The following is a 13,361-nucleotide window of genomic DNA, read 5'->3' as shown; positions in this document are numbered from 1 at the left end:
CTTTCCGAAACTGTGCGGAGCCATGGATGGCGAAGCTCAAGGGCCACATAGACGTGCTTGAGCGTGTTTCGGAAAGGCCTCCCCCGGATACTCCAAACTCCAGAGCAAGAAGACACCCAGAAGGTTATATGTAATGACGAATGTACGCTCTCACAAGGGTAAAGTGCCACAATTTGGTGAAAGAGCCTGGGTTGATCCCAGCGCCGTGGTGATCGGTGATGTCCAGGCCGGCGAAGACTGCTCCATCTGGCCAATGACCGTGGTGCGCGGTGACATGCACCAGATTCGCATTGGCGACCGCTGCAGCGTCCAGGATGGCTCGGTGCTTCATATCACTCATGCCAGTGACTTTAATCCCGGCGGTTATCCGCTGACGATCGGCGATGATGTCACCGTTGGCCACAAGGCCTTGCTACACGGCTGCACCATAGGCAGCCGGGTGTTAGTGGGCATGGGCTGCATCATCATGGATGGCGCGGTGGTCGAGGACGAAGTCATTGTCGCTGCAGGCTGCCTGGTGCCACCCGGCAAAACACTGGAATCCGGTTATCTCTATGTTGGCTCTCCCGCCAAACAGGCCCGGCCGTTGACCGATAAGGAACGCACTTTTTTCGAATACACAGCAGCCAATTACGTCAAATTGAAGAACGAATACCTTGCCGAACAAGGAGACTGACCCAGATCAAAAATTGCTCAACGGCTGCTTGAAAACCAAATCCGTGATCTTACATTCAGTATTAGCAAGAGTTCACGGATAACCATCCGGCTGGCGCCAACCGGCATGGAGCTGTTCCGCGAGCGAAGCTGATGATCATTATTCAGATTCGTTTTCGTCGAAAAGGAGGAGATCTTTATGAGCAATATTACCCGCTGGAATCCGGTCAATGAGTTTGAAGATCTGATGAGCCGGTACAACCGGATGTTTGGCCTGTCACGCACCAGTGGTGAAGGCAAAGATGTGTTTAGCCGCAGCGACTGGGCCCCGGCTGTCGACATCAAGGAAACCCCGGAAGCGTTTTCCATCGAGGCGGAATTGCCCGGTATGGAAAAGAAAGACGTCAAGGTAACCGTGCACGACGGTGTACTTTCCATTGAAGGCGAACGGAAGCACGAAGACGAAACCAAAGACAAGAAGCACCATCGCATTGAGCGCTACTATGGCAGCTTCCTGCGTCGCTTCACGTTGCCTGATAATGTTGACGAGAACAGCGTCAAAGCCAACTTCAAAGATGGCCTGCTGACATTGACCTTGCAAAAGGCCGAACCGAAGGAGCCCAAGGCGATCGAAGTGGACGTGCAATAAACCCACTTCGCGCCGCCGCCAATCGCAGTTGCGCCGGGATTCAGTTCCCGGCCGCTGCGCTTCCTTTTGCGCCCGCGCTTTTCAATACACGGGCATACTCCCCGCCTTTCCTGTGTTCAGAAATGCGGTCCAGCATGGTTTCGCCCTTTTCATTCACCGCATCAAGATTACGGCCGGCGTCCACGAAAAAGCCGATGAACCGTTCAAAATCCCCTGCCCGCATGGCCTGATAGGCTTTTAGCAAGGCATTAAAATCCGTGCTCTCCGCCTCGTCATAAGGCTCGATGGCGAGGAAGCTCTTAACGCGCTCGTCGCTCCACTCTTCCCCGATAACTTTGGGCTTGTCTGGTCCGCTCATAATCGCGCTCTCATTGTCAGGTACTTTTGGCGACACAGTATAAGGATCTGAAACCCGGTCAGTTATATAAATTCAGAATGAGATTCTTCGCCCCGGCTATAAGGCACTGACGCTTTTGGTCGCTTTCATGTCGTATTGGTTCCACCTGACAGCGCCAAACCCAGTCACATTGATGCTATCAGCAACCCGCTGAAGGAGGAGACAGACATGGCCGTTAACATCGAGCAAGCACGTCAGAGCAATCCACAACAGCGAGCCGGCGCCGCCAGGCAGCCCGACACGGTCGACCAGACCGATCGCAAGGTACCCATCAATCTGCGTCAGTCCGGGCCCACACCCGTGGAAATGTTGATCTCCACGCGGGTGCGCAAGTCGCCATACTGGCACCTTGCCTACGAGGCGGGCTGCTGGCGCGCGACCGTCTACAACCGCATGTACCATCCACGGGGGTATGTGCGACCCGAACAAGGTGGTGCCATGGTCGAGTACGAATCTCTCGTCAATGACGTCACCCTCTGGAATGTCGCCGTCGAACGCCAGATCCAGGTCAAGGGCCCGGATGCCGAGCGTTTCATCAACTATGTGATTACCCGCGACGCCACCAAAATCCGGCCCATGCGGGGCAAGTACGTCATACTCTGCAACGAGGACGGCGGTATTATCAACGATCCGGTCCTGTTGCGGGTGGCGGAGGATGAGTTCTGGTTCTCCCTGTCGGACAGTGATCTGGAACTGTGGCTGCGCGGCGTTAACGTCGGTATGGGCTTCAATGTCAGCATTGCCGAGATCGACGTGGCCCCGTTGCAAATTCAGGGTCCGAAATCCGAAGCGCTGATGGTCGACCTTTTTGGCGAGGCTGTTAGCGATATTCCCTTTTACGGTCTGATGGAAGGCCGCGTGGCAGGGCACGACGTGATCGTTTCTCAGACCGGCTTCACCGGCGAGAAGGGTTACGAGATCTATCTCAAGGAAGCCACCAAATACGCCGAGGACGTCTGGTACACGGTTCTTGCCGCGGGTGAACCCCATAACCTCCGGGTGATCGCCCCTGCGCACCATCGACGGATTGCTGCCGGCATTCTGTCCTGGGGACAGGACCTGGACGCGGAAACCCTGCCATTCCAGTGCAATCTGGCCTACCAGGTGCCACGCAATAAAGACTCGGATTACATCGGCAAACAACGGCTGGAGGAAGTTCGCGAGCAACTGGAGGCCGGGCACCCACCGTTCACTCATACCATGGTGGGTATTCGATTCGGCGGCGGTCCGGTCACTGATTACTCCAACGACTTCTGGCTGATTAGCCGGCCAGACGAGGGCGCGGCCGAAGGCTATGTGACCTCACCCTGGTACTCACCGGAACTGGAAACCAATATTGCGCTGGCCTACGTGCCGTTTGACATGCGCGCCGTCGGTACGCGACTCACCGTGCATCTGCCCGTGGAGTACACCGCCATGGACGGGTCGACAGACGTTGAAGCAGAGGTGGTGGAGGTGCCCTTCCGTCCTTCTGTTAACCAGAATGCCAGAGAGCGCGCACGCTCCAAGGGCATCGACTTTGCTGACTGAGAGCCGGATCCCCGGCAGCTGCCGGTTAACAAAGGGTGATGCGTTATGACTCTGGCAAACCAACCCAATACGCTGAGTGCATCATTGGGCCGTGGCGATGAAGCAGACCGTTGCCTGCAGGCTCTGGTGCGCTCCGCTTCGATCGAAGCGACGCCCCGGCAGATTTTTGCAACCGAAAACCTGCCACAGCTGTTATATCCCGGTACCTCGGTATACGTACCCTTTCTACCGGGTGGACACTTTAGTGACACGCTTGCAGCCTGTCGTCGGTTGCTGGAACTGGGCATGCAGCCCGTGCCTCACCTGCCGGCACGGATGCTGGAAAGCCAGGGGCAACTCGACGACTGGTTGGCCCAGTTGCAGGACAGCCGCGTGGACCGATTGCTGCTGATTGCCGGTGACCGCGATTCTGTTGCCGGCCCCTTCCCGGATACCCTGGCGGTTCTCGAATCTCACATTCTGTCCCGGTTCCGGTTCCATGGCATCGGTTTCGCAGCACACCCCGAAGGCCATCCCCGCGCAGATCGAGCGACACTGGCCCGGGCCCTCGACATCAAGCAGGAATACGCCCGCAGCACCGGCATACAGCTGTGGGTGGTCACCCAGTTTACCTTCCAGGCCGAGATCGTTATCGACTGGCTGCATAGCCTGGGCACGCTTCTGGAAACACTTCCTGTTTACATTGGACTGGCAGGACCCACGCGCGTAAAGACCCTGCTCGCCTACGCCGCCCAGTGTGGGGTTGGCGTCTCCGGTCGCATGCTGCTCCGGCGTCCGGGCAGCGCCAGGCTGCTCCGGGCCTGGACGCCGGATCGCATGGTCCAACCCCTGGTTCAGTATTGTCTGGACAATCCCGATGCCCTGCTCAAGGGGATACATCTATTTCCATTCGGTGGCTTACGCCAGTCGGCACAATGGATTCAAGACCACAGCCGGTCGCTCGAGGACGAAAGGAGGCAAGCCAATGGAACCCCAGTATAGTGAGCAGATCTCCGACCCATCAGTGTTGGAAAGCCGTCCTCTGGCGCCCATGCCGGACATCGAAATTGCCCGGTCGGTTCAGCCTCAGTCCATCCTGTTGCTGGCGCAGCAGCGTTTCGGTCTGCCGCCCGAAAGTCTGGTGCCCTTTGGGCACTACAAGGCCAAACTGGACATGGCGTATGTCGACACCTCCGATACCGCGCCACGCGGCAAGCTTGTCCTGGTCACCGCGATGACACCGACGCCGGCAGGCGAGGGCAAAACCACCACCAGCGTGGGCCTGAATGACGGTCTGAATCGTCTGGGCCTGAACTCGTCGGTGTGCCTGCGGGAACCATCTCTGGGACCCTGCTTTGGCATGAAGGGCGGTGCCGCCGGAGGCGGCCGTGCCCAGGTCATTCCGATGGAAGATATCAACCTGCATTTCAACGGCGACTTCCATGCCATTACCACCGCCCATAACCTGCTGGCCTCGCTAATCGACAATCATATCCACTGGGGTAACGAAGCCGGCCTGGAACCACGACTGATCAGCTGGCGCCGGGTAATGGACCTGACCGATCGCTCGCTCCGAAACCTGGTCAGCGGGCTCGGCGGCATAGCCCACGGAGTGCCACGGGAAACCGGTTTCGACATCACCGTTACGTCCGAGATCATGGCCATTCTCTGCCTCGCAGAGGGGCGTTCGGATCTGAGCCAGCGGCTCGGAAACATGATTGTCGGTCGGCGATCCGATAAGAGCCCGGTCACAGTCCGTGACCTCGGCATGGATGGCGCGCTGTCGGTACTCCTGAAAGATGCACTGCAGCCGAACCTCGTACAGAGCCTGGAGCACAATCCGGTATTCATCCACGGTGGACCCTTCGCCAACATAGCCCATGGCTGCAACTCGGTTGCCGCCACCCGGGCCGCGCTGGCGCTCAACGACGTTGTCGTTACCGAGGCGGGCTTCGGGGCGGATCTGGGCGCGGAAAAATTCATCGACATCAAATGCCGGCACTCCGGCCTGATGCCGGACGCGGCGGTTCTGGTTTGCACCCTCCGGGCACTGAAGCTGCACGGTGGCGCCGCCCGCAACCGACTGACAGAACCGGATCAGGCCGCATTACGCGCCGGGTGCGTCAATCTGGAGCGGCATATCCAGAACCTGCAGCAGTTCGGACTGACCCCGGTTGTCTGCATCAACCGCTTCCCCGAGGATACTGACGAGGAAACAGCGCTGGTCCAGGCCATCAGCCGGGACCTGGGTGTTCGCGCCGTGCCGGCGGATCACTGGGCCTCAGGCGGCGACGGAGCCACAGAGCTCGCTCAGGCGGTGCTCGACCAGCTCGGTGCCGACGGGCCAGGAGTCCGGTTTCTCTATGAAGACAGCCTGCCTCTGGCGGACAAAATCGAAACCATTGCCTCACGGATCTATCACGCCGGCCGGGTCGAGTTCACGGCATTGGCCAGGAAACAGCTTCGGGAATATGAGGCCCAGGGCTTCGGCCACCTGCCGGTCTGTATTGCCAAGACCCAATACAGTTTTTCCGCCGATCCCTCTTTGCTCGGGGCTCCGTCCGGTCATACCCTGCCGGTCAGGGAAGTGCGCCTGGCGGCCGGTGCCGGCTTTGTGGTGGCGATGTGCGGGGATGTCATGACCATGCCGGGACTGCCGCGCCGTCCCGCCGCCCTGGATATCGCTCTGGACGATAATGGTCTGGTGGTCGGGCTAACCTGACTCGACCCGTTTCCCAAACGTACCGTAGGTCGATTCAGTGCTGGAGCGCTTGAGCGCGTCCCTCGAGGACGAAGACACTCCCTGCCCCGCGTCGGTCAGCGGATCAGCCACTGTCGCCGGGGCCCAGACGTCCACACGTTCCTGTCGGGGCGCCAGCCCCATGGTTTTGCGATAGCAGCGGCTGAAGTGGGTTGCCGATACGAATCCGCATATGGAGGCGATTTCGACAATTGAGCAGGGCGTCTGTTTCAGTAACCGACGGGCGCGATTGAGGCGCACCCGCAGGTAGTACCGTGAGGGTGTGCATCCCAGGTGTTTCAGAAAGAGCCTTTCGAGCTGACGCCGGGAGGTACCGGCCAGGGCTGCCAACTCACCCAGGCCAATCGGCTCCTCAATGTTGGCCTCCATCAGTTGCGCGACTTCCACGAGCTTCGGTTGCGCGTTGGCCGATCTGGGCAACATCGGCACTGGCTGCGGCTCAGACTCTTCACGAAGCCGGTCACAGACAAACATGTACGATATCGCGTTGCTGAGTTCCCGGCCATGTCGACGTCCGAGGAATCTGAGCATCATGTGCATGGGCACCGTGCCGCCGGTGCAGGTCATTCTCGCCTCTTCCAGGGTAAACAGACGGTTATTGGTTCGTACCCGGGGAAACTGTTCCTGTATGGCCTCCAGGCAATCCCAATGGGCGCTACAGGCATAGCCATCCAGGAGACCGGCGCTGGCCAGAACATAGGCGCCGGTGCAAACCGCAGCCAGCACTACGTTAAGGCGTCCCTGCTGCTTCAGCCAGCGGACTTCGCCGGACGAAAAACTGTGGGCGACGTCTACGCCGGCAACAACAATAACCAGATCAAACTGGTCATCGCCACGAAGGCCAGAATCCGGCACCACCGCCATACCGTCACTGGCACGCACAGCACCGCCGTCAAGCGTCAGCAACTTCCAGGAATAGAGTTCAGATCCGGTCAGCTGGTTCGCCATTCGCAGGGGTTCGACCGCCGTCGCCAAAGCAATCAGCGTGAAGTTGTTGATGAGCAGAAAACCCACCCTATATGGCGCCTCAGCAGACGGTGGTTCGCAAGAGCCTAAGTCGGTGAACACGTTACAACCTCCGCAGGTTGAAGGATCTTGCCGCAGCCCCAGGCTGTTCATCCCAACAGGACCGCCTGACCCTCATAATTGTAGCAATGTTTTGATCAGACAAAGTGGACATAGTTCCGGGGCAATGGCGTTCCGGGATCAAGATTTCACCCGCTCGTTGTCCGGATCAAGCAGCGCCCGATATCCCACCGACTCTACCCGTATCGGGTAATGTTCCTGAAAGTATTCGAGGGTCAGTTCCCGCCCCTCCTGAGCGTATTCGTCCGGGAGGTAACCCAGCAGGATGTTCTTGCCCAACGAAGGTCCCCAGACAATGCTGGTGTTATAGGATCGTCGCCCGCATCGATCCACCAGCACCTCGCCGGTTTGCGGGTCAAGAATGGGCCATTGACCCACCGGGTAACGCAATACCCCCGCAGCGTCGCGATGTTCGGTCATGGCCATGGTGCAGAGATAGGCCGCCTGCCGTGACAGTTGCCGCTGTTGCAGGTAGGCATCCTTGCCATGGAAATTCGCCTCCTTGACCCTGGGGCGTTCCAGTCCAGCCTCATAGAGGTTGTACTCCACCTCCAGGTCGACGTTCTGCAGACGCAGACTCTTCTCGAGCCGGCGGGTGTTGGCATAGGTTTCGATACCGACCGGGGTCACGCCCGCGGCGTACAACAGATCCCAGACCCTCAGGCCGTAACTGAACGGGAAATAAAGCTCCCAACCGAGTTCACCGACATAGGAAATTCGGAACGCCCACACCGGAACCCCTTGCAGTTCCAGTTCCCGGGCGGTGGCGAAGGGGAAGCTCTCATGGGACAGCTCGTCCGGGTTGCTGACCAGTGCTGCCAGAGTCGCCCGGGCCTTCGGTCCCCAAAGACCGAGGGTTGCGAGGGTATCGGTGCGGTCCTCAATGCGGACATCGTTGAATCCAAACTCCCGGGCCATCCGGGTAATCCAGCAATAATCCCGATGGCCGGTGTCACCCCCACAGACCACCCGGTAGTTGTCATCCCCCCGCCGGATAATGGTCAGGTCGGAACGAACGCCGCCCCGGGCATCCAGAAAATGCGTGTAGACGCCTTTGCCATGGGGCGTGCTGCCGCCAACCCTGGCCACTGACAGGAACTCCAGCAGCGGTTCGGCGTCAGCGCCGGAAATATCGAAAATGGCAAAGTGGGACAGGTTGATCATACCGACCGATTCACTCATCTCCAGTTGTTCCGCGTTCGACACGTCCCAGAAATGCCGTCCATCCCATTCGTTCTCCCGCACCGGAATACGATCGCTGAACTTCGGCAACAGCGTGGCCTCATTGGCGGCATAACCATGAGCCCGTTCCCATCCCGCCGCTTCCATGAAGTAGCCACCCAGCTCCACTTCTCTCGGATAGAAGGGACTGGTGCGCATCCTGCGGCCGGTCTCAAAGGGTTCCCGTGGGTGAATCGCCGGGGTGTATATTTTCTTTGCGGTTTCGTAGCAGCGGTTATAGACATAAGCCGGGGTCTTCTGGAGCGGGTAGTAACGGGCAATATCAACACTGTGCGGATCGATCTCCGGCATGCCATGGGTCATCCAGTCTGCCAGCACCTTGCCGGCGCCCGGGCCGTCCTTGACCCATACCGCCTCACAGAACCATAAATTACGGACTTCCGGCGACTCCCCCATCAGGGATCCACCATCGGGTGTAACCGACAACAGGCCGTTGAAGGAATGCTTCTCCTCCCAGCCCAATTCCCCCAGGATCGGCGTCATTTCGACCGCTTTTTCGTAGGCCTCCACGACCTGCTCCAGAGAAAGGCCACGCATGGACGGAGACAGCCGGGTTTCGCCGGGTTCGGAAATGGCGCCGGGGTACACCAGTCGCGGGCGCTCGGCCTCGTAATAACCCCATTCGATACGCCCCCCCTCGGTCGTGGTCGGGTCCCCGGTATCGCGCACATAGGCGGAGTTGCCCTGATCGCGGAACAGCGGGTAGACGATCTGCTTACCGGTGCCAGTCAATGCCTCGTAGGGACCGAAGAACAGGAGTGGATGCTCCAGCGGCATCAAAGGCAGGGCCGCACCCGCCGTGTACGCCATTAATGGCCCCCAGATCCCCATGGCGAGGACCACATACTCCGTCTCGATGTAGCCCTTGTCGGTCTCAACGCCGCGCACCTGGCCGTCCCTGACGTCAATGCGTGTGGCTGGCGTGTAAGGAAATACCCGGAGTTTGCCGGTTGCTACGGCCTCTTCCACCAGGTCACCGGCCACCTTCTGGGAACGCGGGACCACCAGCCCTGCATCCGGATCCCACATGGCCCCCTGGATCTGGCGTTCATCCAGCAGCGGAAACCGTTCCTTCGCCTCACTCGGCGAAATCATACTGACGTTGGTGCCAAAGGCCTTGCCCGACCCGACCTTGCGACGAAGTTCGTCCATACGTTCGTCGTCGTCCACCCGTGCCACTTCCATGCCACCGCATTTCACGTAATTGCCGCGTCGCTCATAGAATGCCTGGCTGTATTTCGTGGTGTAGGTGTTCAGTTTGTCGTGGGAGGTGGTAAAGCAGAAGTCCGAGGCGTGGGAGGTGGAGCCAATGTCGGTGGGGATAGCGGATTTTTCGAGGCCAACGAGGTCGTCCCACCCTTGCTCAATCAGGTGATGGGCGACCGAAGATCCGACAATACCACCTTGGCCAACGATAACGACTTTCGCGCGTTTCGGTAGCTGTGCCATCTTCGCCCCTCCTTTTTCGTTCCTTGCGGGCGCATCGCATCCGTAGACATCACATTCAGTTTCAATGTGGCTCTGATTCGACTCCGGCGGTGAGTCCAATACGACATCCAGTCGTCTAAAAACGGCACTGGTCGGCAGGGCGACAGAGGGCGTGGTCGGCGCAGTGAAACCCGGTATTCGGTGGACTAGGGCATAATTTCGACCGGCAGTTCCCCACCGGTTGTCGAGCCCGTGCATTTCGGGTCGCGAATGGCGATCTCCACCCTGCGGTTCAGCGCCCGGTTTTCCGGTGAATCGTTGGGAGCCAGTGGGTTGGTTTCTGCGCGTCCGGCAGCCACAACACGCTCGGCAGGTACCTGACGATTGAGCACCAGCTCGTGAACAACCGAGACTGCTCTGGCTGCGGAGAGGTCCCAGTTGGAACGGTAGCGACCACTGGAGATAGGGCGGTCATCGGTGTAGCCGGAAACAAGCACATCACCGGTACAGGCGGACAGGACATTGACCACCCGCTCGATAATCGGGACCATTTCTGGCTTGATAGCGGCCTCGCCAGACCTGAAAGTGGCTTCTTCCGAGAACCGGATCACCACCTGTCTTTCATCGTAATTGACGCTCAGGTCATCAGAGGCTACTTCGGACTCCAGCTCAAGGATCAGGCGACTGGCCAGGTCAATCACTCCACCGGGAATCTTGGTGGGGGCGATACCATCGGCACGCTCATCAATGAATTCCGGTTCCTGGCTCCGGGATTCCGTTGGCTCCGGCAGGGATACGGTATCGGATTCGATCATGGTTATCGGGGAACCACCGACACCGTCCGCCAGCACGTTACTGGAACCGAAAGCCACTGACATGGAGTTGGCCATGGCACGGTATTTTTCCACATCCATTTCGGCAAACGACAAAAGCAGAATAAAAAACGTCAGCAGCAGAGTCGCCAGATCGGCAAAAGTGACAATCCAGGCGGGTGTCGAGTTCCTGAGACGATTCTTGTTTTTCTGCTGGACGACCTCCAAAGCGTCAGGCCTCCCGGCCCGGCGCCAGGCCAGTGCGTTGGTCCGGATGAACAAAGGAAGACAACAGTTCGGTCATGACCCGGGGGTTTTCACCTCGCATGATATTCTTGATCGAGGTGGCAATAAGCATCTGGTTGCGGGCTTCATCCTCAGCTTTAAGCTGAAGTTTGTCGGCCAGGGGCAGGGCAAGCAGCTGGGCGATAAAAGCCCCGTAAAGGGTCGTCAGCAGGGCAATGGCCATAGCCGGGCCGATAGAGGAGGGGTCATCCAGCTTGTTCAGCATCTGCACCAGACCTACCAGGGTTCCGAGCATGCCAATAGCAGGAGCCGATTCACCGATCCCCCGGAATACCCGTTCAGCCACTTCATAGCGCTCGGCCGTCTGCTGGGCTTCCTGCGCCAGAGCCTCTTCCACCAGTTCCGGCGGGTGCCCGTCCACACACAGGGTGATGGCTTTTTGCAGGAAGGCGTTATCGGTATCGTGATTCTCCAGCCCGAGAATGCCCTCCTTGCGCACCACCGTGGCCAATACACCGACTTCACGGATCAGCTCTGTCGGCCGTGCCACACGGTCGGTAAAGGCGGCACTGAACGCCAACCGGAAGGCATTCATAACCGACGCCATACGAAACTTGATCAGGGTAACGGCGAAGGTGCCGCCAAGCACGATCGCCAGACCCGGCAGGTTCAGGAAAGTTAGCAGCGATGCGTTGGCCAGCATGGCCAGACCAACAATCAGAACGCCAGCAACAAGCCCTACAAGCGTAAGAATATCCATTGAGAACCCTTACAGAAGTTGTTCCTGAGCATAGCCCAAACCCCGGGCGAGGTCTCAGTCGTTACGCAATTCTTCGATCACCGACGCGGTTTCCGGTGTCACGTCACGCCAGATCCGGAATGATTCAGCTGCCTGTTCCACCAGCATGCCCAGACCGTCGAAGACTTTTTCGGCTCCCTGTTCGAGGGCCCATTGATTGAAGGTGGTTGTCTGCAAAGAGTACATCATGTCGTAAATCTGGGATTCGGCGCAGATCACATTCGGTGAAAGCGGTGGAAGATCGCCCTGCAGACTGGCACTGGTGCCATTGATGATGAGATCGAACGGCTGATCCGGCTGATCAAAACCACACGCCGACAAGACAGTGTCGCCGGCCTCATCGGCGAACAGGTCCACCAGAGCATCGGCCTTGGCCACCGTCCGGTTGGCAATGGTAAGCGATGCCGGCTGCTGGGCCAGGATGGGGCCTATCACACCCCGAACCGCACCACCGGCCCCGAGAATCAGAATCCGGGCACCGTTCAGGGATAGGCCGTGATTTTCAGTAAGGTCCCGCACCAGCCCGCAGCCATCCGTGTTGTCGGCGGTAAGTAATCCCTCACTATCGTAATAGAGTGTATTGGCGGCACCGGCCTTTTCTGCCCGTTCAGTCCGACGATCCGCCAGCTGCCACGCCTGCTCTTTGAAGGGGACAGTTACGTTGACGCCCTTACCGCCGCGTTCGAAAAACTGCCGTACCGTGTCCGCAAACCCGTCCAATGGTGCCTGAATGGCGGTGTACTCAACCGGCTCCCCCGTCTGACTGGCGAACAGACTGTGGATTCGGGGGGATTTGCTGTGACTGACGGGATGACCAACAACGGCATAAAGATCATTGTTCATTTTGCACTCTCCATCGCATTCCCCAGCCAGTCGCGGCCAGTCAGGAAGTAATCAGTCAGTCTTGCCTCTTCCGTGCCGGGCTCCGCTGCCCGGTTGTAATCCCAACGCACCAGAGGCGGCAGCGACATCAGAATGGATTCGGTGCGCCCGCCGGACTGAAGCCCAAACAGGGTTCCCCGGTCATAGACCAGATTGAACTCGACATAACGTCCGCGGCGGTACAGCTGAAAATCCCGCTGGCGATCACCGTACGGGTGGTCCATACGGCGCCGGACGATAGGCTCGTAAGCTTCAATATAGCTATCGCCGACGGCTTGCATGAACCGGAAATCGTCTTCGAAATCCCCCGTGTTGTGATCATCAAAGAACAGACCGCCCACACCACGGGGCTCATCCCGGTGCTTCAGGTAGAAATAGTCATCGCACCAGTGCTTGAAGCGATTATAGATATCGTCACCAAAAGGATCGCACGCCGCCTTGGCGGTTTTGTGCCAGTGCACGCAGTCTTCGTCGAAACCGTAATAGGGTGTCAGGTCGTAACCGCCACCAAACCAGTACACTGGCTCGGCATCTTTTGGCGTTGCGATAAAGAAACGGACGTTAGCGTGAGATGTTGGCACATAGGGATTATTCGGGTGTATCACCAGCGACACGCCCATGGCCTGCCAGGGTGCGCCAGCCAGGTGCGGACGATGCGCGGTGGCCGAGGCCGGCATGGTCTCACCCATCACGTGGGAGAAATTCACGCCGCCTTTTTCAAAAACCCTGCCTTCGGTAATCACTCGACTGATCCCCCCACCGCCTTCCGGACGGTCCCAGGCATCACGAATAAACGAGGCATCACCTTCCAACGCTTCGAGACGTGAACAGATGGTTTCCTGCAGGCGCAGCAAATAGTCTTTTACGGCATTGCTGTCGGGTTGTTGTGACATGAA

General features: G+C 58.7%; 12 protein-coding genes. 5 read left to right on the top strand and 7 right to left on the bottom strand.

Translation table 11 applies throughout. The features are described from left to right. The first annotated feature begins 133 nt into the window (after positions 1-133). Both KFJ24_RS15710 and KFJ24_RS15705 read left to right on the top strand, forming a co-directional pair. Entirely contained in the window at positions 134-676 is a 543-nt protein-coding gene (locus KFJ24_RS15710) for a gamma carbonic anhydrase family protein (protein ID WP_250832034.1), read from the top strand. 177 nt (positions 677-853) lie between these two features. Continuing rightward, complete coding sequence (locus KFJ24_RS15705; RefSeq protein ID WP_250832033.1) at positions 854-1,303, top strand: Hsp20/alpha crystallin family protein; 450 nt, start codon at positions 854-856, stop codon at positions 1,301-1,303. 40 nt (positions 1,304-1,343) lie between these two features. On the opposite strand, the gene KFJ24_RS15700 is transcribed toward KFJ24_RS15705, so the two are convergent. Next, on the bottom strand, positions 1,344-1,661 hold the full coding sequence (locus tag KFJ24_RS15700; protein ID WP_250832032.1) for a PA4642 family protein: 318 nt from the start codon (positions 1,659-1,661) through the stop codon (positions 1,344-1,346). Positions 1,662-1,868: 207 nt separating this feature from the next. Between KFJ24_RS15700 and KFJ24_RS15695 the strand changes: the two genes are divergently transcribed. Genes KFJ24_RS15695 through KFJ24_RS15685 form a run of 3 tightly spaced genes read left to right on the top strand, consistent with a single transcriptional unit; the run spans position 1,869 to position 5,931 of the window. Next, positions 1,869-3,230 (top strand): glycine cleavage T C-terminal barrel domain-containing protein, encoded by a 1,362-nt coding sequence (locus KFJ24_RS15695; RefSeq protein ID WP_250832031.1) that lies wholly within the window; start codon positions 1,869-1,871, stop codon positions 3,228-3,230. Positions 3,231-3,275: 45 nt separating this feature from the next. Further along, the gene (locus tag KFJ24_RS15690; protein ID WP_250832030.1) at positions 3,276-4,211 is read left to right on the top strand and encodes a methylenetetrahydrofolate reductase; all 936 of its coding nucleotides are present in this window, start codon (positions 3,276-3,278) and stop codon (positions 4,209-4,211) included. Further along, positions 4,195-5,931, top strand: coding sequence for a formate--tetrahydrofolate ligase (locus tag KFJ24_RS15685; protein ID WP_250832029.1), 1,737 nt, complete (start codon positions 4,195-4,197; stop codon positions 5,929-5,931). Before KFJ24_RS15690 ends, KFJ24_RS15685 begins: the two co-directional genes overlap by 17 nt. Here the strand turns inward: KFJ24_RS15685 and KFJ24_RS15680 are convergent. From KFJ24_RS15680 to hemF, 6 genes are all read right to left on the bottom strand, one after another. After that, a complete protein-coding gene (locus KFJ24_RS15680) occupies positions 5,923-7,089 on the bottom strand; it encodes a GlxA family transcriptional regulator (RefSeq protein WP_434968025.1) in 1,167 nt (388 codons plus the stop codon). The genes KFJ24_RS15685 and KFJ24_RS15680 overlap by 9 nt on opposite strands. An 87-nt stretch (positions 7,090-7,176) precedes the next feature. Then, positions 7,177-9,747, bottom strand: a complete 2,571-nt coding sequence (locus KFJ24_RS15675) for a GcvT family protein (RefSeq protein ID WP_250832027.1) — start codon at positions 9,745-9,747, stop codon at positions 7,177-7,179. 185 nt (positions 9,748-9,932) lie between these two features. Continuing rightward, entirely contained in the window at positions 9,933-10,766 is an 834-nt protein-coding gene (locus KFJ24_RS15670) for a flagellar motor protein MotB (protein ID WP_250832026.1), read from the bottom strand. A 4-nt stretch (positions 10,767-10,770) separates the two neighbouring features. Beyond that, on the bottom strand, positions 10,771-11,544 hold the full coding sequence (locus KFJ24_RS15665) for a motility protein A (RefSeq protein ID WP_250832025.1): 774 nt from the start codon (positions 11,542-11,544) through the stop codon (positions 10,771-10,773). Between the two features lie 54 nt (positions 11,545-11,598). Then, positions 11,599-12,426: a shikimate dehydrogenase gene (aroE, locus tag KFJ24_RS15660; protein ID WP_250832024.1), complete on the bottom strand. Its 828-nt coding sequence runs from the start codon at positions 12,424-12,426 to the stop codon at positions 11,599-11,601. Then, entirely contained in the window at positions 12,423-13,358 is a 936-nt protein-coding gene (gene hemF / locus KFJ24_RS15655) for an oxygen-dependent coproporphyrinogen oxidase (RefSeq protein ID WP_250832023.1), read from the bottom strand. Before hemF ends, aroE begins: the two co-directional genes overlap by 4 nt. Positions 13,359-13,361 lie beyond the last annotated feature (3 nt).

Source organism: Marinobacter sediminum (genome assembly GCF_023657445.1).
GTDB classification, from domain to species: domain Bacteria; phylum Pseudomonadota; class Gammaproteobacteria; order Pseudomonadales; family Oleiphilaceae; genus Marinobacter; species Marinobacter sediminum_A.
This window is presented reverse-complemented; position numbering and strand designations above follow the sequence as displayed.